General features: G+C 69.9%; 29 protein-coding genes. 19 read left to right on the top strand and 10 right to left on the bottom strand.

What is annotated here, in order from left to right; all coding sequences use genetic code 11:
- Positions 1–22 precede the first annotated feature (22 nt).
- The 3 genes from nrdF (at position 23) to MME74_RS12745 (ending at position 2732) form a co-directional block, all read left to right on the top strand.
- Positions 23–1000 carry a class 1b ribonucleoside-diphosphate reductase subunit beta gene (nrdF, locus tag MME74_RS12755; protein WP_267415424.1) on the top strand — a complete coding sequence of 326 codons (978 nt, stop codon included), beginning with the start codon at positions 23–25 and terminating at the stop codon, positions 998–1000.
- A 156-nt stretch (positions 1001–1156) separates the two neighbouring features.
- The gene (locus MME74_RS12750; RefSeq protein ID WP_267415423.1) at positions 1157–1675 is read left to right on the top strand and encodes a GNAT family N-acetyltransferase; all 519 of its coding nucleotides are present in this window, start codon (positions 1157–1159) and stop codon (positions 1673–1675) included.
- 10 nt (positions 1676–1685) lie between these two features.
- Positions 1686–2732, top strand: a complete 1047-nt coding sequence (locus MME74_RS12745) for a hypothetical protein (protein WP_267415422.1) — start codon at positions 1686–1688, stop codon at positions 2730–2732.
- Here the strand turns inward: MME74_RS12745 and MME74_RS12740 are convergent.
- Positions 2704–3315, bottom strand: coding sequence for a flavodoxin family protein (locus MME74_RS12740; protein WP_267415421.1), 612 nt, complete (start codon positions 3313–3315; stop codon positions 2704–2706). The two genes, MME74_RS12745 and MME74_RS12740, sit on opposite strands and share 29 nt — an antisense overlap.
- Before the next feature lie 90 nt (positions 3316–3405).
- On the opposite strand from MME74_RS12740, the gene MME74_RS12735 reads away from it, so the two are divergent.
- The gene (locus MME74_RS12735) at positions 3406–3609 is read left to right on the top strand and encodes a hypothetical protein (protein ID WP_267415419.1); all 204 of its coding nucleotides are present in this window, start codon (positions 3406–3408) and stop codon (positions 3607–3609) included.
- A 39-nt stretch (positions 3610–3648) separates the two neighbouring features.
- Here MME74_RS12735 and MME74_RS12730 read toward each other — a convergent pair whose 3' ends face one another.
- Genes MME74_RS12730 through MME74_RS12720 form a run of 3 tightly spaced genes read right to left on the bottom strand, consistent with a single transcriptional unit; the run spans position 3649 to position 5084 of the window.
- Positions 3649–4251 (bottom strand): GNAT family N-acetyltransferase, encoded by a 603-nt coding sequence (locus MME74_RS12730; protein ID WP_267415417.1) that lies wholly within the window; start codon positions 4249–4251, stop codon positions 3649–3651.
- A 44-nt stretch (positions 4252–4295) separates the two neighbouring features.
- A complete protein-coding gene (locus tag MME74_RS12725) occupies positions 4296–4685 on the bottom strand; it encodes an ImmA/IrrE family metallo-endopeptidase (protein ID WP_267415415.1) in 390 nt (129 codons plus the stop codon).
- Positions 4686–4709: 24 nt separating this feature from the next.
- On the bottom strand, positions 4710–5084 hold the full coding sequence (locus MME74_RS12720) for a helix-turn-helix domain-containing protein (protein WP_267415413.1): 375 nt from the start codon (positions 5082–5084) through the stop codon (positions 4710–4712).
- A gap of 94 nt (positions 5085–5178) precedes the next feature.
- Between MME74_RS12720 and MME74_RS12715 the strand changes: the two genes are divergently transcribed.
- From MME74_RS12715 to MME74_RS12705, 3 genes are read left to right on the top strand one after another with little or no spacing between them, the layout of a single operon-like run.
- Positions 5179–5409, top strand: coding sequence for a helix-turn-helix domain-containing protein (locus MME74_RS12715; protein ID WP_267415411.1), 231 nt, complete (start codon positions 5179–5181; stop codon positions 5407–5409).
- Between the two features lie 29 nt (positions 5410–5438).
- On the top strand, positions 5439–6368 hold the full coding sequence (locus MME74_RS12710; protein ID WP_267415409.1) for an aldo/keto reductase: 930 nt from the start codon (positions 5439–5441) through the stop codon (positions 6366–6368).
- Between the two features lie 38 nt (positions 6369–6406).
- Positions 6407–6790: a PLDc N-terminal domain-containing protein gene (locus tag MME74_RS12705; protein ID WP_267415408.1), complete on the top strand. Its 384-nt coding sequence runs from the start codon at positions 6407–6409 to the stop codon at positions 6788–6790.
- Here the strand turns inward: MME74_RS12705 and MME74_RS12700 are convergent.
- Genes MME74_RS12700 through MME74_RS12690 form a run of 3 tightly spaced genes read right to left on the bottom strand, consistent with a single transcriptional unit; the run spans position 6787 to position 9044 of the window.
- The gene (locus tag MME74_RS12700; protein WP_267415407.1) at positions 6787–7755 is read right to left on the bottom strand and encodes an epimerase; all 969 of its coding nucleotides are present in this window, start codon (positions 7753–7755) and stop codon (positions 6787–6789) included. The two genes, MME74_RS12705 and MME74_RS12700, sit on opposite strands and share 4 nt — an antisense overlap.
- Positions 7752–8399 (bottom strand): DUF4166 domain-containing protein, encoded by a 648-nt coding sequence (locus MME74_RS12695; protein ID WP_267415406.1) that lies wholly within the window; start codon positions 8397–8399, stop codon positions 7752–7754. Before MME74_RS12695 ends, MME74_RS12700 begins: the two co-directional genes overlap by 4 nt.
- 9 nt (positions 8400–8408) lie before the next feature.
- On the bottom strand, positions 8409–9044 hold the full coding sequence (locus tag MME74_RS12690) for a TetR/AcrR family transcriptional regulator (RefSeq protein WP_267415405.1): 636 nt from the start codon (positions 9042–9044) through the stop codon (positions 8409–8411).
- Positions 9045–9152: 108 nt separating this feature from the next.
- Between MME74_RS12690 and MME74_RS12685 the strand changes: the two genes are divergently transcribed.
- Together MME74_RS12685 and MME74_RS12680 are read left to right on the top strand one after the other, a co-directional pair.
- Positions 9153–9959, top strand: a complete 807-nt coding sequence (locus MME74_RS12685; RefSeq protein WP_267415404.1) for a sugar phosphate isomerase/epimerase family protein — start codon at positions 9153–9155, stop codon at positions 9957–9959.
- Positions 9959–11113, top strand: coding sequence for a Gfo/Idh/MocA family protein (locus MME74_RS12680; protein WP_267415403.1), 1155 nt, complete (start codon positions 9959–9961; stop codon positions 11111–11113). Before MME74_RS12685 ends, MME74_RS12680 begins: the two co-directional genes overlap by 1 nt.
- 43 nt (positions 11114–11156) lie before the next feature.
- On the opposite strand, the gene MME74_RS12675 is transcribed toward MME74_RS12680, so the two are convergent.
- Positions 11157–12350, bottom strand: coding sequence for an ROK family transcriptional regulator (locus MME74_RS12675; protein WP_267415402.1), 1194 nt, complete (start codon positions 12348–12350; stop codon positions 11157–11159).
- Positions 12351–12464: 114 nt separating this feature from the next.
- Between MME74_RS12675 and MME74_RS12670 the strand changes: the two genes are divergently transcribed.
- The 8 genes from MME74_RS12670 (at position 12465) to MME74_RS12635 (ending at position 20733) form a co-directional block, all read left to right on the top strand.
- On the top strand, positions 12465–13574 hold the full coding sequence (locus MME74_RS12670) for a Gfo/Idh/MocA family protein (RefSeq protein ID WP_267415401.1): 1110 nt from the start codon (positions 12465–12467) through the stop codon (positions 13572–13574).
- Positions 13571–15094: a sugar ABC transporter ATP-binding protein gene (locus MME74_RS12665; protein WP_267415399.1), complete on the top strand. Its 1524-nt coding sequence runs from the start codon at positions 13571–13573 to the stop codon at positions 15092–15094. Before MME74_RS12670 ends, MME74_RS12665 begins: the two co-directional genes overlap by 4 nt.
- Positions 15091–16185, top strand: a complete 1095-nt coding sequence (locus tag MME74_RS12660) for an ABC transporter permease (protein ID WP_267415397.1) — start codon at positions 15091–15093, stop codon at positions 16183–16185. The genes MME74_RS12665 and MME74_RS12660 overlap by 4 nt, the downstream gene beginning before the upstream one ends.
- Positions 16182–17240 (top strand): ABC transporter permease, encoded by a 1059-nt coding sequence (locus tag MME74_RS12655; RefSeq protein WP_267415396.1) that lies wholly within the window; start codon positions 16182–16184, stop codon positions 17238–17240. The genes MME74_RS12660 and MME74_RS12655 overlap by 4 nt, the downstream gene beginning before the upstream one ends.
- A 2-nt stretch (positions 17241–17242) precedes the next feature.
- The gene (locus MME74_RS12650) at positions 17243–18448 is read left to right on the top strand and encodes a substrate-binding domain-containing protein (protein WP_267415395.1); all 1206 of its coding nucleotides are present in this window, start codon (positions 17243–17245) and stop codon (positions 18446–18448) included.
- Positions 18449–18526: 78 nt separating this feature from the next.
- On the top strand, positions 18527–19378 hold the full coding sequence (locus MME74_RS12645; protein WP_267415394.1) for a sugar phosphate isomerase/epimerase family protein: 852 nt from the start codon (positions 18527–18529) through the stop codon (positions 19376–19378).
- 33 nt (positions 19379–19411) lie between these two features.
- Positions 19412–20419, top strand: a complete 1008-nt coding sequence (locus MME74_RS12640) for a sugar phosphate isomerase/epimerase family protein (protein WP_267415392.1) — start codon at positions 19412–19414, stop codon at positions 20417–20419.
- Between the two features lie 20 nt (positions 20420–20439).
- Positions 20440–20733, top strand: coding sequence for a Dabb family protein (locus MME74_RS12635; RefSeq protein ID WP_267415391.1), 294 nt, complete (start codon positions 20440–20442; stop codon positions 20731–20733).
- A gap of 11 nt (positions 20734–20744) precedes the next feature.
- Here MME74_RS12635 and MME74_RS12630 read toward each other — a convergent pair whose 3' ends face one another.
- Positions 20745–21716: an NYN domain-containing protein gene (locus MME74_RS12630; protein WP_267415390.1), complete on the bottom strand. Its 972-nt coding sequence runs from the start codon at positions 21714–21716 to the stop codon at positions 20745–20747.
- 2 nt (positions 21717–21718) lie between these two features.
- Entirely contained in the window at positions 21719–22705 is a 987-nt protein-coding gene (locus MME74_RS12625) for a Gfo/Idh/MocA family protein (protein ID WP_267415389.1), read from the bottom strand.
- Positions 22706–22810: 105 nt separating this feature from the next.
- Between MME74_RS12625 and MME74_RS12620 the strand changes: the two genes are divergently transcribed.
- Together MME74_RS12620 and MME74_RS12615 are read left to right on the top strand one after the other, a co-directional pair.
- Positions 22811–24217 carry an NtaA/DmoA family FMN-dependent monooxygenase gene (locus MME74_RS12620; RefSeq protein ID WP_267415388.1) on the top strand — a complete coding sequence of 469 codons (1407 nt, stop codon included), beginning with the start codon at positions 22811–22813 and terminating at the stop codon, positions 24215–24217.
- Between the two features lie 149 nt (positions 24218–24366).
- The gene (locus MME74_RS12615) at positions 24367–26001 is read left to right on the top strand and encodes a TIGR04028 family ABC transporter substrate-binding protein (protein ID WP_267415387.1); all 1635 of its coding nucleotides are present in this window, start codon (positions 24367–24369) and stop codon (positions 25999–26001) included.
- Positions 26002–26009: the final 8 nt, after the last annotated feature.

The raw sequence follows: 26009 nt of genomic DNA, 5'->3' as shown, positions 1-26009 counted from the left end.
AACGACTGATTCTAGGAAAGTCATGACTCCCGAAAGACTCAAGCTGGTCTCCAGCGTCCAGGCGATCAACTGGAACCGCATCCAGGACGACAAGGACCTCGAGGTCTGGAACCGTCTGGTGAACAACTTCTGGCTGCCGGAGAAGGTGCCGCTGTCGAACGACGTCCAGTCGTGGAACACGCTCACCCCCGACGAGCAGCTGCTCACCATGCGGGTGTTCACCGGTCTCACACTGCTCGACACGATCCAGGGCACCGTGGGTGCGGTGTCGCTGATCCCCGACGCGATCACCCCTCACGAGGAGGCGGTGTACACGAACATCGCGTTCATGGAGTCGGTGCACGCGAAGAGCTACTCCTCGATCTTCTCGACGCTCGCGTCGACCAAGGAGATCGACGAGGCGTTCCGCTGGTCCACCGAGAACCCGAACCTTCAGAAGAAGGCTCAGATCATCATGGACTACTACCAGGGCGACGACCCGCTCAAGCGCAAGGTGGCCTCCACCCTGCTGGAGTCGTTCCTCTTCTACTCGGGGTTCTACCTGCCGATCTACTGGTCGTCGAAGGCGAAGCTGACGAACACGGCCGACCTGATCCGCCTCATCATCCGTGATGAGGCCGTGCACGGGTACTACATCGGCTACAAGTTCCAGAAGGGTCTCGAGAACGAGACCCAGGAGCGTCGTGACGAGCTCAAGGACTACACGTTCTCGCTCATGTACGAGCTCTACGACAACGAGGTGCAGTACACGCAGGACCTCTACGACGGCGTCGGTCTGACCGAGGATGTCAAGAAGTTCCTGCACTACAACGCCAACAAGGCCCTCATGAACCTGGGCTACGAGGCGATGTTCCCCTCGACCGTCACGAACGTGAACCCGGCGATCCTGTCCGCCCTGTCGCCGAACGCGGACGAGAACCACGACTTCTTCTCGGGGTCGGGCTCGTCCTACGTCATCGGCAAGGCGGAGGCCACGGAAGACGACGACTGGGACTTCTGATCCCCGTCGGTCGGCGGACTCGCTGACATGACAACGGCCCCCGGCCGGTCGCTCCCCTCGAGCACCGGCCGGGGGCCCTTCGCATCTGTCTTGCCGTCTCAGCGGGATGCGAGAGTCCGGGACGTGGATGTCCCCGGTCCGTGCGACCATGCGGGCATGGAATCCCTCCGACTCCGGCGATGGACGGCAGACGACCTCGATCTGCTGCGTGCCGCGAACACCCCCGAGATGACCGCGCACCTCAACGGCCCCGAGACCGAGCAGGAGCTCGTCGAGCGGAACGCACGCTACCTGCGCCTGTGGGAGGCGGGGGAGGCGAGGATGTTCGTCGCGGAAGACGTCGCGGGGCGCTCCCTCGGCTCGATCGGCTACTGGCGCGTCGAGTGGCGTGGAGAGCCGGCCCTCGAGACCGGGTGGTTCGTCCGTCCCGAGGCCCAGGGCCACGGAGCCGCATCGAAGGCGCTCGCTCTCCTCATCGACGATGCGCGCGCCTATCGCGACGGCCGACGGTTCCTGACCGCCTTCCCCTCGGTCGAGAACGCGGCCTCGAACGGCGTGTGTCGCAGAAACGGGTTCGCGCTGGTCGGCACCCTCACGGAGACGTTCCGCGGCGCCGAGCTGACCGTGAACGAATGGGCCCTCGACCTCGCGGACGGAGACGAGGCCGCGCCTTAGGATGGGCGTGATGACCGCCGAGACCGACGCCGAGAAGCGTGTGCGTACGACGGTCACGCGACACCTCGTGCGCAACCCGCTCGTCTGGGGTGCGGTGCTGCTGCTCGCCGCGATCGGATTCACCCTCGCGGGCGACGACCTGAGCTTCTTCCCGTTATTCCTCATGCTGGTCGGAGGCTGGTGCTTCGGCTTCGCCTTCGTCAACGCGACGATGGGCATGGTGCCGGCGCGGAACGGCGTGATCCTCCACGTCGGGGTCGCCGTGGTCCTCGGCGCCCTGGTCGCGTTCGTGATCGAGTTCGGGGGCGACCTGCTCGATCCCTTCCCCGAAGCCGTGCGCGGGATCGCGGTGGTGCTGCAGCTCGCGGCGATCCCCGCGGTCGGGTGGATCTGGCTCGGTGTGCTCAGTCGCGTCACCGATCTCCTGTCGCGGCGAGACGCCAAGAAGCGTCCGGTGCCGGTGACGCCGGAATGGGAGCGCGAGGAGAGCGGGGACGGGTCGATCGTGCGCTTCCCCGGCATCGAGCTCCGGATGCGCGCGCTCACGCAGGCGATCGTCGCGGTCGTTCTGGTCACCGGGCTCGCGGGGGTCGCCCTGCTGATCGCGTTCGACGACATCACCATGAGGATGGGCCCGCGCATCGCGATCCTCCTCCTGGGCATCGTGATCGGCCTGCCGGTGTACCTGGTGTTCACGGCCATCGTGCGACGACGCACGGAGGCGTGCACCGTCGCCTTCGGCAACGACGAGCTCCGCGTCCGCGTGGGGGACGCGATGCACAGGATCCCGTATCGGGAGCTCGACTTCCTCCGCTGGCGGTGCCGCAGCGACTACGCGCGCATCGAAGTGCGCGGCGGTGCGGGCGTCGACCTCTCGATCCTCGCCGGGCTCGCCAAGCCGCCGCGTGGTCTCAGCGCTGAGCTCCCCGCGCTCCCGCGTCGCGTGTATCGACGGTTCGAGCTCGCGGGGCTCTCGGTGGAGAGGTCCCGCCGGAACGAGGTCATCACCTTCCGCCGGGAGGCATCGCCTACGCTGCGGGATACTCCTGCGCCTTGAGCAGCCGTGCGAGGTGCGCGGCATTCCGGGAGGCCGTGCCGATCGCCGATGTGACCTTCTCGGGCGTCTCGTCGAGGTCCTTGTAGTCGGTCGTGTGCATGGCCTCGCCGTTCCAGTAGACCGACCCCTGGGCCGGCACCGTGAAACCGACATCGTTCAACGACTGGAACAGGATCGCGGCGATGTGATGCGCGCCGTCCTCGTTCCCGACGATCCCGGCGATGGCGACCTTGTCGAACAGCGTCGGTCCTCCTCGCGCGTCGGTCTCGCTCAGCTCGGCGTCGAGCCGCTCCAGCACGCGCTGCGCGACGCTGGAGTGCTGTCCCATCCAGGTCGGGGTGACGAGCACGAGGATGTCGGCATCGAGGACGCGTCGTCGGATGCTCGGCCATTCGTCGTCGCCGCCCATGTCCTTCTCGACGCCCGGACTCACCGTCAGGTCCACGGCGCGCACCAGGTCTCCCGTCACGCCGTGCCCGGCGAGCGCGTCGAGCAGCTGCGTCGCGAGGAGATCGGAACTGGAGGATGCGGGCGAGGGCTTCAGCGTGCACGAGATCGCGACCGCGGTCAGGGGAGTCTTCATGCTTCGAGGACACCAGACGAGGAGCCGGGTGCACAGGGGCTTTCCGAGTCGACGCTATCCTGGTAAATGGCACCGACGACAGGAGATCCCGTGATCCTCAGCTTCCTCTTCTTCATGATCCTCTTCCTCGGAGGGTTCTGGCTGATGGGCACCTCGTTCGAGCTGCCGGACTACAACGCCCTCGCGTTCTGCGGCGGTCTCCTGCTGGTCACCCTCGCCCTCGCCTTCATCCTGCGCGAGCGCGGCTCGGCCACCCGCCGCAGCAAGAACTGGTCGGGCAGCCCCACCGAGTGATCCCGGGCGGGTCTGTCGTCGCTCGGCGGCGACATCCGCTCAGCGTCGTCGGGCGAGTCTCGCCTCCAGGTTCGCCCTGACTGCCGGCCACTCCGGCTCGATGATCGAGTACTCCACGCTGTCGCGCAGCGCCCCGTTCCGGAAGCGGCTCATCGCCCGCATCACGCCGTCCTGTTTGGCCCCGAGCCGCTCGATCGCCGCGCGCGACTGGAAGTTCACCCACTGGGTCGTCAGGCCGACGCGGAACACGCCGAGCGTCTCGAACGCGTGTCGCAGCAGCAGCAGCTTGGACTCGGCGTTGGTGCCCGTGCCGTGCGCGGACGGACGGTTCCAGGTGAAGCCGATGTGCAGTCGCGGCACGTCCGCGACGATGTCGTAGTACGACGTCAGGCCCAGGATGCGGCCGGTCGCGTCGAACGTCGTGAACGGCACCATCTCGCCCTTCTCGATGAGCCCGATCCGGCGGTCGACCTCCGCCGCGACCCCGTCCGGCGCGGGGACCGACGTGTACCACGCGGTCTGCCACAGATCGCCCTCCTGGACGGCCTCGATGAGTCCGTCGACGTGCGAGCGTTCGAGGGGGCGGAGCTCGACGAGGTCTCCGGTGAGCGTGACGGGAGCGGGGGTGACGAGGAAGGCCATGACGATATTCAACCAGCGTCGAGGAGTGGTCCACGCCACCCGGATCAGGCCGTTGCGACCGGGATCGCCCCCTGGCGCAGCAGTCGCTGGTATGCGGTCACCAGCTCGATCGTGACGCCCAGCTCGAAGGCCAGGCTCGCCAGGTGCGGCCCGCGGAGCGCCTCGGCCTCGGCGTAGGCGCCGGGGGTGATCAGGCGGCACGCGGCCCACTCGTCGGCCTGGCGCTCCTGCCGTCGACGACGAGCGGGGACGAGGTCGTGGCCGAGCTCGGCGTGACCGAGTTCATGCGCGAGGACGCTTCGTGTCGTGCGCGCGCTCATCCCCGGGCTGAGACGGATCGTCCGCGTCACCGGATCGAAGCCACCGCGGGTGCGACCGGGGCGCTCGACGATGCGGAGCCGCAGTTCGTCGGCCAGACGGAGGAGGTGCTGCACGGCGGACCTCCTCGGGCTTGCGGACTATTCGTAGAGATCGTCGGTGTCGGCGTCGTGCCGGACGCGGGACTCGAAGGCGACCTCGAGGTCATTGTCGCGCGAGGTGGCGACATCGGGGGTGCGGCGGATCGGAGTGATGCGCGCGGTGGGCTCGGCGTCGGCCTGGAGGCGCTCTTCCGCGCGGGCCAGCAGCACATGGGGCTCGATGCCGGCGGCCGCGCAGACCGCGTAGACGACGGGAATCGGGATCGCGCGCTTGCCGGTGACGTAGTTGTCCAGAGCGCTTCGGGCGACGCCGATGGTCCGTGCCATCGCGGCGACGCTGCTCCGGGAGGCGGCGATCTCCGCACGCAGCTGGCGCCCGACGGCCTCGTTGAACTCCTCGGCAGGTGTCTTCACCCGGCTCACGATAGCAGCGCCCCGACTCCATAATGCCGACATACTGCCCACAGGCGCCGACGCGGGTGTCCGTGTGGGGAGGTATTGTCTGCGTATGGGGACAGAACTGCGTCGCATGTTGGCATCCGAGGTGGATGGGGCACGGATCCACGCCGGAGTGTCCTTCCTGCAGCTCGCCGATCGCTCGGGGATCGCGCCCGCCGCTCTCGCCGATCTGCTGGACGGGCGAGAGGACTTCACCGTCGTCGATCTGGCGGGCATCGCCGCGGCGATCGGCGTCCCGGTGACGACGCTGCTGCCCGCTTCGACGCCGGACGACCGCTGACGTCGGTGGTGCGGAGTAGCGTGGGGCGCATGAAGACAGTGTCGTTCGGAGCAACCACCGCCCCCGCCATCATCGCCGGCATGATGCGCATCGACGACAAGGACGACGCGCACATCCGCACGCTGTACGACACGGCCCGTGCGGCCGGCATCGACTTCTTCGACCACGCCGACATCTACGGCGGCAGCATGCACCACTGCGAGGCCCGATTCGCCGACGCTCTGCAGCTCAGCGCCTCGGAGCGCGACGAGATCGTGCTGCAGACCAAGTGCGGCATCGTGCCGGCACAGGGGATGTTCGACTTCTCCTACGAGCACATCGTCGGTCAGGTCGAGGGATCGCTCACGGCGCTGCGGACCGACCGCCTCGACGTGCTCCTGCTGCACCGCCCGGACATCCTCGTCGAGCCGGACGAGGTCGCTCGAGCGTTCGACGACCTGGAGGCCGCGGGGAAGGTGAAGGCGTTCGGCGTCTCGAACCACACGCCGCGTCAGATCGATCTGCTGCGCACGGCCGTCCGTCAGCCCTTCGTCGCCAATCAGCTGCAGCTGTCGATGACCCACGCGCCGATCCTCGCCCAGCCGGTCGCGGCAAACATGGCCGGACACGACCAGAGCATCGTCCGCGACGGCGGAGGGATCGTGGAGTACTGCCGCATCAACGGCATCACGATCCAGGCGTGGTCCCCGTTCCAGGACGGGTTCTCGCACGGCGTCTTCCTCGGCAACCCCGAGTACGCGGAGCTGAACGCCGTGATCGATCGCCTCGCGGACGCGCACGGCGTGACCCCCATCGCGGTCGCGACGGCCTGGATCACCCGGCATCCCGCGGGCATGCAGGTCGTGCTCGGCACCACGACACCGGAGCGGGTGCGGGATGCGGCGGCCGGGGCCGACCTCGAGCTCACGCGCCCCGAATGGTACGAGTTGTTCCGTGCTGCGGGGCACCTGCTCCCGTAGTCGCAGCGGCCCGTCGCGGCGTCGTCTACCCTGAACTCATGCCGTTCCTGTTCTCGCTCCTCATCATCGCGCTGATGATCGGTGCACTGATCGACATCATCACCCGCGACAGCGCCCTGGTGAAGCACCTGCCCAAGATGGTGTGGATCATCATCGTGATCCTGCTGCCCTTGATCGGCAGCGTCCTGTGGTTCGCGATCGGCCGCGAGTACGGCGAAGCCGGCATCCCGATCCCGCGGATGCAGCGGGCCCAGCGGCCGTCGGCGCCGACCGACGTGCGCCCGGCTCCGCCGACGGACACGCGGACGACGGAGCAGCAGATCGCCGACCTCGACCGCGAGATCGAGGAGTGGCGACTGCGCGAGGAGATCGAGAAGCGCAAGGGCGAGGGCGGCGAGACCGCGACCGGCTCCGGCGCCTAGGCCGCCTGCTCGCGGTCGAACGACTCGCGGACCGCGCCCTCCAGCTCCGGGTAGCGGAACTCGAACCCCGCCGCGGTGAGCTTCTCGGGCAGCACCCACCGGCTCTTCAGGATCAGCTCGGTCTCGGTGCGGATCCCGATCGCCCCCAGCTCCAGCATCCACCGCGGCATCGGCGGACCGATGCGAGCGCCCAGCACGCGCCGGACCGTGGCCATGAACTCGACGTTGTCGACGGGGTTCGGCGCTGCGGCGTTCACGGGCCCGTCGAGCGAGGGCGTCCGCTCGACGAAGTCGATGATGCGGGCCACATCCTCGATGTGCACCCAGCTGAAGCGCTGGTGCCCGCGACGTGCGCCCGGGAAGTGCCCGGTGCCGGCCGCGCGACGGGCAGCGCTCACCGGCCATCGCCCGTCGTACTGCGGCCCGCCGAGTCCGAGGCGGGCGAGCCCCCGGAGGGGTTCGAGGACGCCGCCGTGGCCGAGCACGATCGTGCTGCGCAGGGCGACCCGACGGGTGGCGGGAAGCTCATCGGCGAACAGGGCCTTCTCCCACGCCTTCGCGACCTCGACCGAGAAACCGGTGCCGATCTCGCCCGAGGACTCGGTCATCGGGCGGTCTTCGGCATGACGGTAGATCGTGGCGGTCGAGGAGTTCACCCAGACGGCGGGAGGTGCGGAGGCGCGGGAGATCGCCGTGCTCAGTGACGCGGTGGTGTCGAGTCGCGAGCGGAAGATCTCCGCGCGGTTCTCCGGCGTGTAGCGGCAGTTGACGCTCTTGCCCGCGAGTCCGATCACCAGTGCCGCGCCGTCCACCGCGCGGTCGATCCCGACCTGATCGCCCCAGCGGAGATCCGCACCCGAACGCGAGATCGTGACGACCTCGCGGCCCTCGGCGCGGAACCGCGGCAGCAGATAGCGGCCCATGAAACCCGTGGACCCGCCGATGACGACCCGACCTGTGCTCATGGGGACTGCTCCTTCTCTCCGGCGCTCTCTCCGGCGGCCTGGATGCGATAGGTGAAGTCGCCCCGATACTCGTACACGCGACCGAGGAGCGGGGCGTCGACCGTGAGGGACACCCGCTGTCGGTCGAGAGCGTCGTCGAAGCGCTCCGTGAGACGGACCACCGGCGCGACGAGGCGCGGGATGCGGAGGCGCAGGCGGCCGAGGCGCACGCCGACCGCGCGACTCGTGAGACGGAGCGCACCGTCGCGCACCTCGACGTCGAAGCAGGCGGAGAGGACACCGGGCTCGCCGAGCTCGTCGACCACACGACCGTGCCGTGTGAGGGCGACCGCGTCGTGCATGACCCACGGCCCGCGGGGGAACAGGAGGGTGCGCTCGCCGATGGCCCGGGAGGCGATCGTGCGGTTCTCGACGCGGAACGGCACGTCCCGCTCCCACCCCGCGGCGACCACGCCGCGCCGTTCCAGGATGCGCAGCAGCGGCCACAGCCACCGACGCGGCGTCCCGACCCGCTGGAAGACCCCGTCGCCGACGCCGACGGCCCCGTCCGGGATCGCGGCGAAGTAGGTGCGCAGTCGGGGATGAAGGTCGTCGATGCGCTCGCCGAGTGCCCGGGCGTAGGGGGACTGCGGCACGGGCGTCACCCTTCGAGCCTAGCCGGGCGTCGGGGCCTCGCCGGTCGGCCGCAGCAGCCGGTCGAGGAGCGCGAGCGCCTCGTGCTGCGGCGCCCTCTCGTCGAGCAGCCATTGCGTCTGCAGGCCGTCCGACGCGGCGACCACGAGCGCGGCCACGGCCTCCGGATCGACGTCGTCGCGGATCCGTCCGCTCTGCTGCTGCTGGCGCACGGTGTCGGCGAGCCGCGTGCGCAGCCGGTCGAAGCGGCCGGTCGCGAACGTGCGCGCGGCGGGGTGCCCCTCCTCGAGGGCTGCGGCCACGAGGGTCGAGTACAGCTGCACGAGCCCGGGGACCTCGCGGTTGATCCGGGCGGACTCGATCATCATCTCCACGGGCGTCACATCGACCGTGGGATGCGCGGGCTGGCGCCCCGGCGCGTTGCTCTCCTCGTACACGGCGACGAGGAGTTCCTCGAGGGAGCCGAAGTAGTGGGTGAGCGCGGCGTGGGTGACGCCGACCTCGCGGGCGATCGCGCGGAGGCTCGTGCGGTCGGATCCGCGCTCGGCGAAGACCTCGATGGCGCGGTCGAGGATCTCCTGCCGTCGGGCGATCCCCTTGGCGTAGGTGCCCCGCGGTCGCGACGGTGCGGCGTTCTCAGGCGTGTCGGCGGGCATGACCGGAGTCTAGCGAACCAAAACTTCCGCGTGGAGGTATTTGGTGATAGCGTGCCTGCACGGGACCCCTGTCCCCACCCGTCGCCGAAGACCGAAGGAGCACGACCGATGACGATTCAGACCTCCCTGCAGCTGTTCACGATCAAGGAGGAGCTGGAGGCCGACCTCGAGGGCGCGCTCACGGCGGTCGCCGCTCGTGGCTTCTCGGCCGTCGAGCCCTACGACTTCGTCCGGCGCGCCGAACCCCTCGCCGCCGCGCTGTCCGCGGCCGGTCTGGTCGCCCCGTCCGGGCACGCCTTCCTGGCATCGCCGTCGTTCGTGAACCCGGACGGCAGTGGCACGACCGTGCCCGTGCCGACGCCCGCCGAGGTCTTCGCCGCCGCCAAGGTGCTGGGCATGGACACGGTCATCGACCCCTACACGGAGCCGGCGCGCTGGGAGTCCGTCGCGCAGATCGAGGAGACCGCGCGCCTGCTGAACGAGGCGGCCGCGATCGGGGAGACGGTCGGCGTGCGCGTCGGCTACCACAACCACGCCCACGAGCTGGAGGCGGTGTTCGACGGTGTCACCGGCCTCGAGATCCTTGCCGGCCTGCTCGACGACCGCGTCGTGCTCGAGGTCGACCTGTACTGGGTCGCCCGGGGCGGCGTCGACCCCGTCGCGCTGCTCGAGCGCCTCGGCAGCCGTGTGATCGCCGTGCACGCGAAGGATGGCACGCTCGACCCGGCACTCGCCGGCGCCTATCCGCCCGCCGACCAGGTGGCCGCGGGCGAAGGGTCCGTGCCGCTCGTCGAGGCGATCGCCGCGGCTCCGGCACTCGAACTCGCGATCGTCGAGTTCGACCACTACGAGGGTGACCTGTTCGACGCCATCGAGCGCAGCCGCGTCTACCTCGACGAGAAGGTCGCCGGCTGATGGCGCTCGGCACCCGCTCGTTCGGGGATGGACCCGTCGGCGTCGGCATCATCGGCGCGGGCAACATCAGCGACCAGTACCTGTCGAACCTCACGACCTTCCCCGACGTGCGGGTCATCGCGGTCGCCGACCTCATCGAGGAACGCGCGAAGGCGCAGGCCGAGAAGTACGGCGTCCCGCGCTTCGGCGGCGTGGGCACGGTGCTCGGCGATCCGGAGATCGACATCGTCGTGAACCTCACGATCCCGGCCGTGCACGTCGAGGTGTCCGAGGCGATCATCGCGGCGGGCAAGCACGTCTGGACTGAGAAGCCGATCGGCGTGAGCCGGGAGGAGTCCCGCCGGCTGCTCGAGAAGGCGGACGCCGCCGGGCTCCGGGTCGGTGTCGCCCCCGACACCGTGCTCGGACCGGGCGTGCAGACGGCGAAGCGGGCGATCGCACGCGGCGACATCGGCCGCCCGCTGTTCGCGCAGACAACGTTCCAGTGGCAGGGCCCGGAGATCTTCCACCCGAACCCTGCGTTCCTGTACGCGAAGGGCGGGGGACCGCTGCTCGACATGGGGCCGTACTACGTGTCGGCGCTCGTGCACGTGTTCGGTCCGGTCGCGTCGGTCGCGGCGCTCGGGCTGCAGGGCACGCCGACACGTCGCGTGCAGGTCGGCGAGCTCGCCGGGCAGGAGTTCCCGGTCGAGATCCCGTCGACCCTCAGCGTGCTCATGGACTTCGAGGAGGGCGGGCAGGCGCAGAGTCTCTACAGCACCGACTCGCCCGTCATCCGGCAGGGGATCGTCGAGATCACCGGAACCGAGGGCACGATCGTGATCCCCGACCCGAACACCTTCGGCGGCGCGATCTCGATCACCCGACCGCTCACGCGCCTGTTCATCCCGCCGGAGCCCGTGCAGCAGGAGATCGTCGACGTGGAGCAGGAGGGCGTGCTCTCCGGTCGTGGGGTGGGACTCCTCGACATGGCGCGCGCGATCGCCGCGGGACGCCCGCACGTCGCGACCGGCGAGTTCGGCTACCACGTGCTCGACACCCTGCTGTCGATCGAAGAGGCCGCCGAATCGCGCGACTTCGTCACGGTCGAGAGCAGCCTGGATCAGGTGGGATCGATCGCCGCGGACTTCGATCCGTTCGCATCCACGCTCTGAGCGCCGTCCACGCGGACACCGCTCGTGGCGGTGCGGGTGCGGGTCACCGCGCCTTCGCCGCCACGTAGCGGTCCACGCTCGCCGGGGACAGGACCTCGCGGGCGACCATGATCGCGGCGCCCAGCACGGCCGCCCGGTCTCCCGCCTGCGACTGCACGATCGCGAGGTGCTGCGTGGCGAGCGGGATGGAGCGGCGATAGACCACCTCGCGCACGCCCGCGAGCAGGTGCTCGCCGGCACGGGCGATGCTGCCGCCGAGCACGATGATCGAGGGGTTCAGCAGGTTGACGACCGTGGCGAGCACCTCGCCCACGTCGCGACCGGCCTGTCGGGTCGCCTCGATCGCGGCGGCGTTCCCGGCCCGCACGAGGTCGACGACGTCGGATCCGCTGTGCACGTCGAGCCCGGCCTCGCGCAGGGCGAGGGCCAGGGCCGAGCCGCTGGCGAGCGCCTCCAGGTCGCGGTCGTCACCGGGGGAGCGGCTGGATCCCGCTCCGGTCGGCACCTGCACGTGACCCATGTCGCCCGCCGAGCCCTGGGCGCCGCGCTGCAGCTGACCGCCCGCGATGATGCCGGCGCCGATTCCGGTCGACACCTTCACGAAGATCAGGTCGTCGACCCGCGGCCAGCTCGTCGCCTGCTCGCCGAGCGCCAGGATGTTGACGTCGTTGTCGACGAGAACCGGCACGTCGAAGGTCTTCTGCACGTAGGCCGGCACGTCGAAGCGGTCCCACCCCGGCATGATCGGCGGGTTGGTCGGGCGCCCCGTGGAGTGCTCCACCGGGCCGGGGACGCCGATGCCGACTCCCACCAGGGGGAGGTCGGCGGCCGTCGTCCGGAGCAGCTCGGCGGCATCGGCGAGGATCGTGTCGAGCAGGGTCTCGGGGCCGTCCGCGATGTCGATCGTGCGGGTGCGCGCGTCGAGGATCACCCCGGCGAGGTCGGCGACGGCCACCGTGGCATGCGTCGCGCCGAGGTCGACGGCCAGTACCAGTCCGGCCCGGGGGTTGAAGGCCACGCGCGCCGGCGGGCGCCCACCCGTGGACACCGCTTCGCCGGCGGGACGGAGGAGATCGGCGGCGAGCAGCGCATCCACGCGGAGCGCGACCGTCGAGCGGGCCAGGCCGGTGAGTGCCGCGAGCTCGGCCTTGGTGCGGGCGTGGCCGTCGCGGAGGATCTGGAAGATCTCACCGGTGCCGGAGGAGAGCGCCGGCGCCGGCCTCAGAACGTCAACCATTGCGTCAGTAAACCACAGCACTTCGGCGTCTCGTCGATTGACTTCGGATTTGGTGCAAACAACTTTTGACGAAGGTCTAGCAAAAGTCGGAAGGTCTATGTCAGAATCAGCGACATGACAACGGATGTCACTGACACCGGTCTCGGGACGATCCGAGCCGGCATCCTCGGCGGAGGATTCATGGCCCGCGTGCATCGCACCGCGGCACGAGACGCCGGCGGCGAGCTGCGTGCCGTCGCCACCCGGTCCGCCGCGGGAGGGCGCGATGCCGCCCACGCGCTCGGGGCCGACCGGGCCGAGACCGATGCCGCCGCGCTCCTCGAGGCAGCCGACATCGATGTCGTGCACATCTGCACGCCCAACGCCACGCACGCGGAGCTGGCGCTGCAGGCCCTGAACGCCGGCAAGCACGTCATCTGCGAGAAGCCGCTCGCGACGACCGCCCGTGACGCCGAGGTGCTCGCGAGGACCGCCGAAGCCCGGGGGCGCGTGGCAGCCGTTCCGTTCATCTACCGCTACCACCCGATGGTGCGCGAGGCGAGGGCGCGGATCGCGCGCGGCGAGGCCGGTGACCTCCTCACGCTGGACTGCTCCTATCTGCAGGACTGGATGCTCCTGCCGAGCGACGACGACTGGCGTGTGCGCTCCGAGTCGGGCGGCGCCTCCCGCGCCTTCGCCGACATCGGCTCGCACCTCTGCGACCTCATCGAGTTCGTGATCGGCGAGCGGATCCGCACACTCAGCGCCCGCACCCGCCGCGTCTTCTCGGAGCGCTCGGGGCAGGCGGTCGACACCGAGGACATCGTGGCCGTGCTCGTGGAGACCGACTCGGGCGCGCTGGGCACCCTGCTCATCTCGCAGATGGCCCCCGGACGCAAGAACGCCCTGACCCTGGAGCTGCACGGTTCGAAGCAGAGCCTCCGCTTCGAGCAGGAGCGCCCCGAGGAGCTCTGGATCGGCATGCGCGAGGAGTCCCGGCTGCTGCTGCGCGACCCCGCCGCGTCCGACCCGGATTCGGCCCGACTCCAGCGGGTGCCCGCCGGACACTCCATGGGCTACCAGGACGCGTTCAACGGATTCGTCGCCGACGTCTATGCGGCCATGGCCGGGGGGACCCCCGACGGGCTCCCCACATTCGCGGACGGCTACCGCTCCGCCGTGCTGACGGAGGCCGTGCTCGACTCGGCGGCGGACGGCGGACGATGGGTGGAGGTGGCGGCATGACCACGACCACGACGCAGCCGGTGCTGCAGGTGACCGGTATCCGCAAGTCGTTCTTCGGCGTCGAGGTGCTCAGCGGCATCGACTTCGACGTGCGGCCGGGCGAGGTGCACGGCCTCGTCGGCGAGAACGGCGCCGGCAAGTCCACGCTCATGAAGATCATCGCGGGCGTGCAGCCGGCGGACGAGGGCGTGATCGCGTACCGCGGAGAAGAGGTGCATCACGCGCACCCGCGGCAGGCGATGGATGCCGGGATCGTCACGGTCTTCCAGGAGTTCACCCTGCTCCCGGAGCGCACCGTGGCGCAGAACGTCTACCTCGGCCGCGAGCCGCGACGCGGGGGCTTCGTCGACCAGCGGGCGATGAACACCCGGACGGCGGAGCTGCTGTCCGACCTCGGTGTCTCGTTCATCGAGCCGCAGGCGCGGGTCGGCTCGCTCACGGTCGCCGAGCAGCAGATCGTCGAGATCGTCAAGGCGCTCTCGTTCGACGCGCAGGTCATCTCCATGGACGAGCCGACCGCGGCCCTCAGCGACCGCGAGGTCGAGCTGCTCTACGCGATCATCCGGCGACTCACCTCCCGGGGCGTCGCCGTGATCTACGTCTCGCACCGGCTGAAGGAGATCTTCGACCTGTGCGACCGCATCACGATCCTCAAGGACGGCGCCCTGGTCTCGACGGACGAGACCGCCGCCCTGACCACCGACGAGCTGGTGCGGCGCATGGTCGGCCGCTCGATCCAGTCGTACTTCCCCGACGCGGTCGAGGGCACGACGGTGGGCGAACCGCGTCTCGAGCTGGAGGGCTGCGGCAACGCCTACGTCGACGGGGTCTCCCTGACGCTGCGCGCGGGCGAGATCGTCGGCATCGCGGGGCTGCAGGGCTCCGGGCGCACCGAACTCGTGGAGGGAGTGTTCGGCATCCAGGCGTTCACCCGCGGCACGATGCGCATCGACGGGGCGCCGGCGCGCATCACCAACGCCCGTGCGGCCGTCCGCGCCGGACTCGCCCTGGTCTCCGAGGACCGCAAGGCGCAGGGGCTCGCGCTCGGACAGTCGACCCTCGACAACGCCCTGCTGGTGGTGCGCGGCGTGTTCGCCGGACGCACGGCCGCCTCCCGCCGCGAGGTCCCCGGCGTCCTGAGCTCGCTCGAGGTCAGCTCGCAGGGCGTCGACCAGGAGGTGCGCTTCCTCTCCGGCGGCAACCAGCAGAAGGTCGTGCTGGCCAAGTGGCTGCTCACGCAGCCGCAGATCGTGCTCTTCGACGAGCCCACCCGGGGCATCGACGTGGGCGCCAAGTACGCCGTCTACCAGTTGATGCGAGACCTCGCCGCCGAGGGGAAGGCGGTCCTGATGGTGTCGAGCGAGCTCCCGGAGGTGATCGGCATGAGTGATCGGATCCTCGTGATGCACGACGGCGAGCTCGTCGCCGAGCTTGCCGCAGGCTCCGCGGAGCACGAGATCCTCGGCGCCGCGACCGGTGCGAGCGATCCGGGCACCGCGACGGAAGGGGGTGCACGATGAAGCGCCTCAAGATCGACTCCACGGTCATCGTCCTCGGCATCCTGCTGCTGGTCCTCGTCGTCGGCGCGATCCTCGTCGGCACGGTCGGGCGCAACTTCCTCAGCGCCGGCAACATCCGCGACATCCTCACCGGCATGAGCGTGCTCGGCCTCGTCGCGATCGGGCAGACGCTCGTGGTGCTCGGTGCCTCCCTCGACCTCTCCGTCACGTATGTGATCAGTCTGTCGAGCCTGCTCGCGGCCACGATCATGAACGGGAACCCGGGAAACATCCCGCTGGCCGTGATCGTCACCCTCCTCGTCTGCGCCGGCGTCGGCCTCCTGAACGGCCTCATCGTCACGGTCCTCAAGGTGAACGGGTTCATCGCCACGCTCGGCGTCGGCCTCATCCTGCAGGGCATCCTGAACACCAACTTCGAGGGCTCGGCCGGGAACGTCCCGTGGGCCTTCCAGCTCATCGGCGCCACCGGGGTCGGACCCATCCCGGTCTCCACGCTCATCATGGTCGTGCTGGCCGTCGTCGTCTGGGTCCTGCTCAACCGCACCCGCACCGGCGCGCACCTCTACGCGGTCGGCGGTGATCCCGAGATCGCCCGTCTGTCGGGCGTCCGCACCCGGATGCCGCTGATCTGGGCGCACGTCCTGTGCTCGGTCTTCGCGGCTCTCGCGGGGCTCCTCCTCGCCAGCAGGCTCGGCGTCGGCAGTCCGACCGTGGGCCAGCAGGGCGGATACGCGCTGCTGTCGATCGCGGCGGTCGTCCTCGGCGGCACGCTCTTGTTGGGCGGACGCGGCTCCATCTGGGGCACCATCGGCGGCGTGGCGATCCTCGCGGTCGTCGACAACGTGATGAGCGTGATGCAGGTCAACCCGTTCCTCAAGGACGTCGTCCGCGGCGTGGTGATCGTCGCCGCGGTGGCCGTGTACAGCCGGCGCTCCATCGTGCGCCGCCGGCCGCGCTTCGGCGCCGGGGGCACGCGCACCGGTGGGGACGACGCCGCGAAGGCCGCAGCGCCCGAGATGGCGGCCGCGGTGTCGCAACTCGCCGACCACACCTCCGATACCACTCTCCCTGCGGAAGGAGGGCGCTCATGAACGCGCTGCGCACACTCGTCAGCCCGCGCGGGGCGGTGTTCCTGCTGCTGGTGATCCTGCTGGTGGCGGTCACGATCCTCAACCCGAGCTTCGCGGAGCCCGGTCAGTTCATGCGGTTCCTGCAGCGGGTGGCCCCCATCGCGATCGTCGCGATCGGCCAGTACTTCGTGATCATCGCCGGGGAGTTCGACCTGTCGCAGGGCTCGCTCATCACGGCCCAGGTCATCATCGCCGGCAACCTGGTGGGGCAGGACGACGCCCGCACCGTCCCGGTGCTGCTGCTCATGGTCGTGTTCGCCGTGGCCGTCGGACTCGTGAACGGCGTGATCACGACCCTGCTCAAGGTGCCGTCCTTCATCGTCACGCTCGGCATGATGCTCGCCCTCCTCGGAGGGGTCATGTGGTGGACCGGGGGAGCGGCGACCGGCAACCCCGCCGACAGCTTCCGGGAGATCGGCCGCGGGGGGATCCGCGACATCCCCCTCCTCGACTTCCTCCCCTGGGCCGTGCTGCTGCTGATCGCGTGGCTCGCCCTCGGCATCTGGATCACCAAGCGCCCGCTGGGCAAGACGCTGATCGCGGTCGGCGACAACGCCCGCGCGGTCGACTACGCCGGTGCGCGCCGCGCCTGGGCGACCACGCGCGCGTTCATCATCTCGTCGCTGTCCGCCTCGCTGTCGGCCGTGCTGCTGGTCGGCTACGCCGGCGTGCACCCCTCGGTCGGTCGCGGCTACGAGTTCACGGCGATCACCGCCGTCGTGCTCGGTGGCGTCGTGCTGGGCGGCGGCCGCGGCTGGATCGTCGGCGCGGTCGCCGGCGCCTTCGCCCTCGAGGCCCTGTTCATGCTGCTCAACATCGCCGGCGTCCCGTCGACGCTGCGCGATGCCGTCCAAGGCGTCATCATCATCGCGGCCGTCGCGTACTCCGCCGTCGCCTTCCGGGCACGACGCAAGCGCGGCCCCCAGCCCCCTCCCGATCTCACCACCGAAGAACCCGCACCAACCAGAACCATCCACACCAACAGCACCATCCACACAGAAACCAGAGGAGATTAGCAATGCGACGATCAATGAAGATCGCCACCGCAGGGGTGGCCCTCTTCGGCCTCATCGCGCTCGCCGGGTGCACGACCGACCCGTCCGTGGCGCCGGCCGAATCGGAGAGCCCCGAGGCGGCGGAGACGACCGAGTGGTTCGACCAGGAGCTCTTCGACAAGCAGGACGAGGAGCGCGGTGTCGACCCGCAGGGACCGGCCGATGAGCCGTACCTGCAGCACATCAACGCCGAGATGGTGGACACGTCGGACTTCGCCAGTGAAGGAGCCAAGAAGGCCTGCTTCGCGAACGCGTCGATCTCCAACCCGTGGCGTCAGACGGGCTGGATCACGATGAACGAGCAGCTCAAGGCGCTGCAGGCGGACGGGGCGATCAGCGAGATGGAGACCCGCGATGCGCAGGACTCCGATGACACCCAGATCGCCGACATCGACTACTTCATCTCCGAGGGCGAGTGCGATGTGTTCCTCATCTCGCCGAACAGCACCGCGGCGATGACCCCGGCCGTCGAGCGGGCGTGCGACACGGGCAAGCCCGTCATCGTGTTCGACCGCGGCGTCAACACCGACTGCCCGGTCACGTTCATCCACCCGATCGGCGGCTTCGCCTGGGGGATCGACACCGCCGAGTTCCTGATCGACAACCTCGAGAAGGGCGACAAGGTCGTGGCGCTGCGCATCCTCCCGGGTGTCGACGTGCTCGAGCACCGCTGGGCCGGCGCGAAGAAGCTGTTCGACGAGGCCGGCATCAACGCGGTGGACCACTTCACGGGTGCCGATCCGGCCGAGATCAAGAGCATCATCAGCGATGAGCTCGCGAAGGGCGACGTCGACGGCATCTGGATGGACGCCGGTGACGGCGCCGTCGCCGCCATCGAGGCGTTCGAGGACGCCGGCGCGGACTACCCGGTCATGACCGGTGAGGACGAGATGAGCTTCCTCCGCAAGTGGAAGGACACGGGTCTCACGGGGCTCGCGCCGGTGTACTCCAACTTCCAGTGGCGCACCCCGCTGCTCGCAGCGCAGATGATCTTCGCCGGTACCGAGGTGCCGAAGGAGTGGGTGCTCCCGCAGAAGCCGATCACGGAGCCGGAGCTCGACGAGTACCTGAAGGCCAACGAGGGCATGCCCGACGGCCACTACGCCAAGTTCGGCGGGGAGAACCTCCCCGGCTACCCGACGGTGTGGCAGCAGCGCCAGATCCCGTAACCGAAATCCGCTCCCGCCCTTCCGCTCCGCGCCTGTGGAGTGGGAGGGTGGGAGCGCTTCACGATCACAAGGACAACGATGCCCCGCACGATCGCCGTCAACACCTGGGTGTGGACGTCTCCGCTCACGGACGCCACGCTCGAACCGCTCGCCCGCAAGGCCGCCGGCCTGGGCTACGGGGCCCTGGAGCTTCCGCTCGAGAGCGTCGGGGACTGGGATCCCGTGCGCACCCGTGACGTGCTCGACGGCCTGGGGCTGGGGGCGATCGTCGTCGGAGCGATGGGACCGGGCCGGTCTCTGGTCGCCCGCGCGGGCGATGTCGCCGCGACGCAGGACTATCTGCGGGCCTGCCTCGGGGCGGCGCAGGTGCTCGGAGCCGACGTGGTGGCCGGACCGTTCTACGCCCCGACCGGTGTGACCTGGCGGATGGACGCCGAGGAGCGGACCGCGGTCGTGGCGGAGCTGCGCGAGAATCTGGCCCCGCTCGCCGACGACGCCGCGGCCGCGAGCATCACGCTCGCGATCGAACCGCTCAACCGCTACGAGACGAGTCTGCTCAACACCGTCGAGCAGAGCCTCGATGCCCTGGGGCCGCTGCTCGGGGGAGGGGTCGGCCTCGCGCTCGACACCTACCACCTCAACATCGAGGAGAAGCGCCCCGCCGACGCGATCCGCGCCGCGGGGTCGGCGATCGCCCATGTGCAGGTGTGCGGGAGCGACCGCGGGGCGGTCGGCGACGACCACACGGACTGGCCGGGCATCCTCGCCGCGCTCGACGACGCCGACTATCGAGGGCCGCTGGGCCTGGAGAGCTTCACCGGCGAGAACGCGACCATCGCCGTCGCGGCGTCCGTCTGGCGTCCGCTCGCCCCGAGTCAGGACGAACTCGCCGCGCGCAGCATCGCCGCGCTGCGGGCATTCGGGACCTGAGCCCCTGCACGAGTCCGAGACGAAGGAGTCCTCATGAGCAGTCACCCGGTCACCCTGTTCACCGGCCAGTGGGCCGATCTGCCCTTCGAGGAGGTCGCCCGTCTCGCTGCGGAGTGGGGTTACGACGGGCTGGAGGTCGCCGCCTCCGGTGACCACCTCGACCTGCGGCGTGCCGATGAGGACGATGCCTACGTGGCGTCGCGCCGGGAGATCCTCGACCGGCACGGCCTGAAGATCTTCGCGATCTCGAACCATCTCGCCGGTCAGGCCGTGTGCGATGCGCCGATCGACTTCCGGCACCAGGCGATCCTCCGCGAGTACGTGTGGGGCGACGGCGAGGCCGAGGGCGTGCGGCAGCGCGCGGCGGAGGACATGAAGCGGGCGGCCCGCGTCGCGCGCAAGCTCGACATCGACACCGTGGTCGGGTTCACCGGCTCGTCGATCTGGCCGTATCTGGCGATGTTCCCGCCGGTGCCGGCATCCGTCATCGAGGGCGGGTTCGACGACTTCGCCGACCGATGGAACCCGATCCTCGACGTGTTCGACGCGGAGGGCGTGCGGTTCGCGCACGAGGTGCATCCGGGGGAGATCGCGTACGACTATTGGTCGAGTGTGCGGGCGCTGGAGGCGATCGACCATCGCGAGGCGTTCGGGTTCAACTGGGACCCCTCGCACATGATGTGGCAGAACATCGATCCGGTCGGGTTCATCGTGGACTTCGCGGCCCGGATCTATCACGTGGACTGCAAGGACACCCGGATGCGTCCGCACAACGGTCGGGCCGGCGTGCTCGGTTCGCACCTGCCGTGGGGCGATCCGCGACGGGGCTGGGACTTCGTCTCGACGGGGCACGGCGACGTTCCTTGGGAGGACGCGTTCCGCGCGCTGGACGCGATCGGCTACACCGGGCCCATCTCCATCGAGTGGGAGGACGCCGGCATGGACCGCGTGCACGGCGCCCCCGAGGCGCTGGCCTACGTGCGCTCGCTGCTGTGGCCGCAACCCGATGCCTCGTTCGATGCCGCGTTCAGCAATCAGTGACGAACCCCGACAGGAGCCCCATGTCGATCCAGCACACCGTCGTCTTCCGCCTCGTGCACGCGGAAGGATCCGCCGAGGAGCGGGAGTTCCTGGCGACCGGCCACGCCGTGCTCACGTCGATCCCCGGCGTCGAGGACTTCACGATCCGCCGTCAGGTCAGCGGAAAGAGCGACCTCACACATCAGTTCGCGATGGTGTTCGCGGATCAGGGCGTCTACGACGCCTACGACGCCCATCCCGCGCATCGGGCGTTCGTCGCGGAGCGCTGGGTGCCCGAGGTCGCCGCGTTCCAGGAGTACGACTTCGTGGAGTGACGTCGTCCCGATCAGGCCGTGAGCTCGCGCAGGCGCACCAGGCGCTCGTGCCCGGTCTCTTCGAGTTCCGCGATGTCGTCGCGTGACTTGAGGAAGTCGGAGAACGAGCGGTAGCCGAGGGCCTTCTCGCTGAACGAGGGGTCCATGCGACGCATGTGCGTCTTCACGGCGGAGCTGTGCAGCCACTCGTCGGCGTCGGCCTTGTCGTGGCCGAGACGCAGGGCACGCTCCAGCAGCTGTGTCGCTTCGCCCTGCTCGTCGAGCTTGGGCTCCTCGACCTTGGGGGCGGCGGCCTTCGACTTCGCGCGGCGCGGGGCCTTGGCCTTGGGGGCGTCGGCCGCCTCCGGCACGGCCTCGGGCGCGGGCTCCGCGACGGCCTCGGCCTTCGCGGCGACGGCGGGAGCCGCCTTCACCGGACGCACGACGCCGGGCAGCGAGTCGTACGACTCGAACTCGTCGCAGGCCGCGGCGAGCGACTTGGCTGTCGAGCCGGAGACGCCGACGCCGATCACGTAGCGTCCGAGGCGCTTGCAGCGCTGCGCGAGCGGCACGTAGTCGCTGTCTCCGGCCACGATCACGACGTGCGTGAGGTCGGGCAGCCGGAACATGTCTTCGACGGCATCCACGGCGAGGCGGATGTCGGCGCCGTTCTTGGCGTAGGCCGCGGCCGGGAAGAGCTGCACGAGGTCGACGGCACGGGCCACGAGTTGCGAGCGGTACTCGGCGTTGACGGGCGAGGACCAGTCGGCATACGCGCGCGTCAGCACCAGGGTGCCGAAGGAGGCGGCGTAGTCGATGATCGCACCGACCTCGATCATCGCCCGGCTCAGCCGCTCGACGACGTCGGGATCGTTCGGGTTCTCGGTGATCCGCTGCCGGTCCTTGCCGTAGGCGTTGCGTCCGTGCACCCGGTCGTACCAGGAGATGACGATGTTGTCGAAGTCGAGGTAGACGGCGACGCGGGCATCGGTGGTCTCGGCCATGATCAGATCTCCTCGCGGGGGTAGCGGACGCCGATCTGCGCTCTGATCTCATCGAGGGTGCCCATGATGGCCACGCTCTCCGCGATCGGGAGGATGTCGCCCTCCAGGACGCCGTCGCGCACCAGACGTTCGGCGGCGAGGGCCTGGAACTGCATGCCGCGCCCCTCGACCTGGGAGCTGTACTCCTCCTGCACCGTGCCGTCCGGCAGGACCACGCGGAACGTGGTGGGCGTGTACCAGACGGTGTCGATGTCGATGCGCGCCGCGGTGCCGATGATGCTGGCCACGTTGGGCCCGGCCGCTCGCGAGGACGAGAGGCTGGTGGAGACCGCTCCGCCCTCGTGCGTCATCACCGTGGCGACCTCGGCATCGGCACCTGTCTCGATCAGGCGACCGACCGCGTGGATCGTCGTCGGTGCGCCCAGGATGTCCCAGATGAAGGAGATCGGGTAGATGCCGAGGTCGAGCAGGGCGCCGCCGCCGAGCTCGAGGGCATTGAGCCGGTGCGTCGGGTCGGTGGGCAGCAGTTGCGTGTGGTCGGCGCTCACGGCGCGGATCTCGCCGAGGACGCCGTCGGCGATGAGCTCGTGGATGCGGAGCATGTGCGGCAGGTACCGCGTCCACATCGCCTCCATCGCCAGCAGCCCGCGCTCCGCCGCGAGCGCCTGCAGGTCCTCCGCCTCCGCGCGGTTCAGCGTGAACGCCTTCTCGACCAGCACGTGCTTGCCGTTCTCGAGCGCGAGCCGGGCGTTCTCGTGGTGCATCGGATGCGGCGTCGAGACGTAGATGATGTCGACATCGGGGTCGGCCACCAGGGCCTCGTACGACGGGTGCGCGTGCGCGATGTCGAAGCGGGCGGCGAACGCGTCCGCCGACTCCTGCGAGCGCGACCCCACGGCGACCAGGTCGAGCCCCGCGGTGCGCAGATCGGATGCGAATGCGCCGGCGATACCGCCGGTCGCGAGGATTCCCCAACGAAGACCTGTCATGGTCTCAGCGTAGAGGGTGGGGTGGTTGTGTCGGACTGTTACACCCCATGACCTCCGGCATCGGCGCCCTCGCCGCGGGTTCTTGTCGCCTCCTACCGTGACGGCATGACCGAACCCCTCATCGTCGGCGCCATGGTGCGAACCCTGGGCGCCTACCCCTCGGGCTGGCGCCAGCCCGGAGCACACCGTGACCCCGCCGCCGACGCCGACATCCTGCGGCACATCGCGCGCGAGGGTGAGGATGCCGGTCTCGACTACCTGTTCTTCGGCGACTGGCTCGCGACCGGACCCGACCTGGAGTTCCGCGATCCGTACCTCCTGGCGCGCATCGATCCGGTGAGCGCCGTGCTCTTCCTCGCCGGCATCACGTCGCGGATCGGTCTGATCGCCACCGTCAACACGACCTACGCCGACCCGTACACGACGGCGCGTTCGCTGGCCTCGCTCGACGTGCTCACCCGCGGTCGCGCCGGCATCAACCTCGTCACGGGCGCCGAGCCGCGCGCCGCGGGCAACCACGGCCGTGACGCGCACGCCGACAACGAGACGCGCTACGACCGCGCGGAGGAGTTCGTCGAGGCGCTGCGACGGCTGTGGGACTCCTGGGACGAGGACGCCTGGATCGCGGATGCCGAACGCGGCGTGCTCATCGATCCCGAGGGGCTCCGCGCCGCGGACCTGCACGGCGCGCAGGTGCGGGTCACCGGACCTCTCAACGTCGCGCGGCCACCGCAGGGACGGATCCCGATCGTGCACGCCGGGACTTCGACCCGCTCCCGGGCGCTCGCCGCCACCGAGGCCGACCTCGCCCTGACCGCGGCCCCCACGCTCGCTGACGGCATCGCCACCCGGCGCCTGCTGCGGGACATCGCGGCCGAGGCCGGTCGCTCTCCGGACGCCCTGAAGGTGATCGCCCCGGTGCTCCCGGTCGTCGCCGACACGGATGCCGCCGCGCACCGCATCGTCGAGCGACTGCTGGCGCTCGTCCCGCTGGCCGAGGGGCACCAGCCGTCGAGGACCGCGTTCCCGCCGAACCGCACGGTCGCGGCGCTCGCCGACGCCCTGGATGTCGCTGCGGACGACCCGCTGCGCGCCGTCGCGTTCGACGCACCCGTCACCGCGGCGGAGGCCGCACGTCTCGGCGAGCGCGGCGCGGCGCTGATCGAGCGTCTCGCCCGCATCGCCGGGCTGCACGTCTCCGGGCTGCACGTCTCCGGAGCGGGCCGCGGGGAGCCGCTCACCTGGCGCCACCTGGTCGCGGCGCACGCGGTGCCCGCCGCGTTCGTCGTCGGCGACGCCCGGACGATCGCCGACCATTTCGAGACCTGGCGCGACGAGGGGGCGGCGGACGGCTTCAACGTGCTGTCGGCCTTCCAACCCGCCCAGTTCGAGGCGTTCACACGCCTCGCCGTCCCCGAGCTGCGCCGCCGCGGCCTGGTGCGCGATGCGGGGGAGCGCGAGGGGGCGACGCTCCGCGACCGCCTGGGCATTTCCTCGTATGTCGACGCGTGACCGCGGGTTTCGTCGGACGACATCCGGAGTCCGCCGCTTCGCGCCACGGCATCCGCGATTCCTACCGTGAGATCACCCTCACCACCCGAACCACCGCACCTGATCCACAGCACCCGAACCACAGCACCCGAAGCCAGGAGGCTCTCCGCATGAACCGTCGTCTCATCCGCGCTGCCGCAGTCGCGCTCCCGCTCATCCTCGCGGGCAGTCTCGCGGCCTGCGCGTCGTCGCCCGTCCCGGCGAACTCCGCCGCCGAGGCCGGCGACCCGGTCACCGGCGGGACGCTCACGTATCTCGAGCACCAGGCCTACACGAACCTGTACCCGCCGCAGGCCGGCTTCTACCCGAACGGCGGCATCGTCAACAACATCGCGGCGCGCCTCACCTGGCAGAACCCGGAGACCCTCGAGATCGAGCCGTGGATCGCCTCGGACTGGACCGTGAACGACGACGCCACGGAGTACACGTTCAACCTGAACGCCGACGTGACCTTCTCCGACGGCACCCCGCTCGACGCCGCCGCGGTGGCGAAGAACTTCGACACCTACGGTCTGGGCGACGCGGAGCGCGGCCTCACCGTCTCGGAGGCGATCAACAACTACGCCAGCAGCGAGGTGGTCGACGAGGACACCGTGACGTTCCACTTCACGGCGCCGTCGCCCGGGTTCCTGCAGGCGACCTCGACCATCAACTCGGGACTGCTGTCGCCGGAGACGCTGGACGGCACGATCGAGGACTTCGGCGCGGGCAACGCGGCCGAGATCATCGGCTCCGGCCCCTTCACCGTCACGGACGAGAAGCTCGGCACCGAGTACACCCTCACCGCCCGTGACGACTACGACTGGGGTCCCGACAGCGTCGACAACGACGGACGCCCCTACCTCGACGCCGTGCACGTGCTGATCACCCCGGAGGACTCGGTGCGCATCGGCTCGCTGCTCGCCGGTCAAGCCGACTACGTCCGCTACGTGCAGGCGTTCGACGAGGACCGCGTCGAGAGCGCGGGCTTCACCCTCTACGCCCCGCAGACCCGCGGCGTGAACAACTCGATCGCGCTGCGCCCCGAGAACCCGCTCCTCGGCGACATCCGCGTGCGCCAGGCGATCATCGCCGCCGTGAACGCGCAGGAGGTCGTCGACACGCTCTTCACCGAGAACTACCCGGTGGCGACATCGGTGCTCTCCTCGCAGGCGGTCGGCTACAAGGACGAGTCCGCGCACTACGCGTACGACCCGAAGAAGGCGGAGAAGCTGCTCGACGAGGCCGGCTGGAAGCCCGGCGCCGACGGCATCCGGGAGAAGGACGGCGAGCGCCTGTCGATCACCGTCTACGAGGCCAAGCCGCAGCCGCTGTCGAAGCAGACCCTGGAGCTGGTCGCGCAACAGCTGGCGACGGTCGGCGTGGAGCTCTCGGTCAAGCCCGGCGATGCCGGCAGCGCGGCCGAGGACACCCGCGATCCGCTGAAGACCGGCTTCTACCACTCGATGGTCGGCCGTGCGGACCTCGACGTGATCAAGAGCCAGTACTTCACGAAGAACCGCGACGTGCTGATCTCGAAGGACGCGAAGCTCGACGAGCTCCTGCTCGCCGTCGCCTCCGAGCCCGACGCCGACAAGCGCATCGCGGCCTCCCAGGCCGTGCAGGACTACATCGCCGAGCAGGCGTACGTGATCCCGCTGTTTGAGGAGCCGCAGGTGTACGGCACCGCGACCTACGTGCACGGCGTGGCCTTCGAGTCGGTCGGACGCCCCACGTTCTCCGGCGTGTGGCTCGCCGAGCACTGAGAGTCCCG

The organism is Microbacterium oxydans (genome assembly GCF_026559675.1).
GTDB lineage: Bacteria > Actinomycetota > Actinomycetes > Actinomycetales > Microbacteriaceae > Microbacterium > Microbacterium oxydans_D.
The sequence above is the reverse complement of the archived record's forward strand: the minus strand, read 5'-3'. Positions and strand labels throughout refer to the sequence as shown.

What these genes read in the sequence shown, in the direction of transcription:
- MME74_RS12740 (WP_267415421.1), bottom strand. Translation starts at nt 3,315, where the DNA reads ATGAAGACTCCCCTGACCGCGGTCGCGATCTCGTGCACGCTGAAGCCC.
- MME74_RS12715 (WP_267415411.1), top strand. Translation starts at nt 5,179, where the DNA reads ATGGGGACAGAACTGCGTCGCATGTTGGCATCCGAGGTGGATGGGGCA.
- MME74_RS12615 (WP_267415387.1), top strand. Translation starts at nt 24,367, where the DNA reads ATGAACCGTCGTCTCATCCGCGCTGCCGCAGTCGCGCTCCCGCTCATC.
- MME74_RS12620 (WP_267415388.1), top strand. Translation starts at nt 22,811, where the DNA reads ATGACCGAACCCCTCATCGTCGGCGCCATGGTGCGAACCCTGGGCGCC.
- MME74_RS12640 (WP_267415392.1), top strand. Translation starts at nt 19,412, where the DNA reads ATGAGCAGTCACCCGGTCACCCTGTTCACCGGCCAGTGGGCCGATCTG.
- MME74_RS12750 (WP_267415423.1), top strand. Translation starts at nt 1,157, where the DNA reads ATGGAATCCCTCCGACTCCGGCGATGGACGGCAGACGACCTCGATCTG.
- MME74_RS12670 (WP_267415401.1), top strand. Translation starts at nt 12,465, where the DNA reads ATGACAACGGATGTCACTGACACCGGTCTCGGGACGATCCGAGCCGGC.
- MME74_RS12655 (WP_267415396.1), top strand. Translation starts at nt 16,182, where the DNA reads ATGAACGCGCTGCGCACACTCGTCAGCCCGCGCGGGGCGGTGTTCCTG.
- MME74_RS12630 (WP_267415390.1), bottom strand. Translation starts at nt 21,716, where the DNA reads ATGGCCGAGACCACCGATGCCCGCGTCGCCGTCTACCTCGACTTCGAC.
- MME74_RS12675 (WP_267415402.1), bottom strand. Translation starts at nt 12,350, where the DNA reads ATGGTTGACGTTCTGAGGCCGGCGCCGGCGCTCTCCTCCGGCACCGGT.
- MME74_RS12665 (WP_267415399.1), top strand. Translation starts at nt 13,571, where the DNA reads ATGACCACGACCACGACGCAGCCGGTGCTGCAGGTGACCGGTATCCGC.
- MME74_RS12690 (WP_267415405.1), bottom strand. Translation starts at nt 9,044, where the DNA reads ATGCCCGCCGACACGCCTGAGAACGCCGCACCGTCGCGACCGCGGGGC.
- MME74_RS12685 (WP_267415404.1), top strand. Translation starts at nt 9,153, where the DNA reads ATGACGATTCAGACCTCCCTGCAGCTGTTCACGATCAAGGAGGAGCTG.
- MME74_RS12710 (WP_267415409.1), top strand. Translation starts at nt 5,439, where the DNA reads ATGAAGACAGTGTCGTTCGGAGCAACCACCGCCCCCGCCATCATCGCC.
- nrdF (WP_267415424.1), top strand. Translation starts at nt 23, where the DNA reads ATGACTCCCGAAAGACTCAAGCTGGTCTCCAGCGTCCAGGCGATCAAC.
- MME74_RS12625 (WP_267415389.1), bottom strand. Translation starts at nt 22,705, where the DNA reads ATGACAGGTCTTCGTTGGGGAATCCTCGCGACCGGCGGTATCGCCGGC.
- MME74_RS12650 (WP_267415395.1), top strand. Translation starts at nt 17,243, where the DNA reads ATGCGACGATCAATGAAGATCGCCACCGCAGGGGTGGCCCTCTTCGGC.
- MME74_RS12660 (WP_267415397.1), top strand. Translation starts at nt 15,091, where the DNA reads ATGAAGCGCCTCAAGATCGACTCCACGGTCATCGTCCTCGGCATCCTG.
- MME74_RS12730 (WP_267415417.1), bottom strand. Translation starts at nt 4,251, where the DNA reads ATGGCCTTCCTCGTCACCCCCGCTCCCGTCACGCTCACCGGAGACCTC.
- MME74_RS12700 (WP_267415407.1), bottom strand. Translation starts at nt 7,755, where the DNA reads ATGAGCACAGGTCGGGTCGTCATCGGCGGGTCCACGGGTTTCATGGGC.
- MME74_RS12745 (WP_267415422.1), top strand. Translation starts at nt 1,686, where the DNA reads ATGACCGCCGAGACCGACGCCGAGAAGCGTGTGCGTACGACGGTCACG.
- MME74_RS12645 (WP_267415394.1), top strand. Translation starts at nt 18,527, where the DNA reads ATGCCCCGCACGATCGCCGTCAACACCTGGGTGTGGACGTCTCCGCTC.
- MME74_RS12635 (WP_267415391.1), top strand. Translation starts at nt 20,440, where the DNA reads ATGTCGATCCAGCACACCGTCGTCTTCCGCCTCGTGCACGCGGAAGGA.
- MME74_RS12680 (WP_267415403.1), top strand. Translation starts at nt 9,959, where the DNA reads ATGGCGCTCGGCACCCGCTCGTTCGGGGATGGACCCGTCGGCGTCGGC.
- MME74_RS12705 (WP_267415408.1), top strand. Translation starts at nt 6,407, where the DNA reads ATGCCGTTCCTGTTCTCGCTCCTCATCATCGCGCTGATGATCGGTGCA.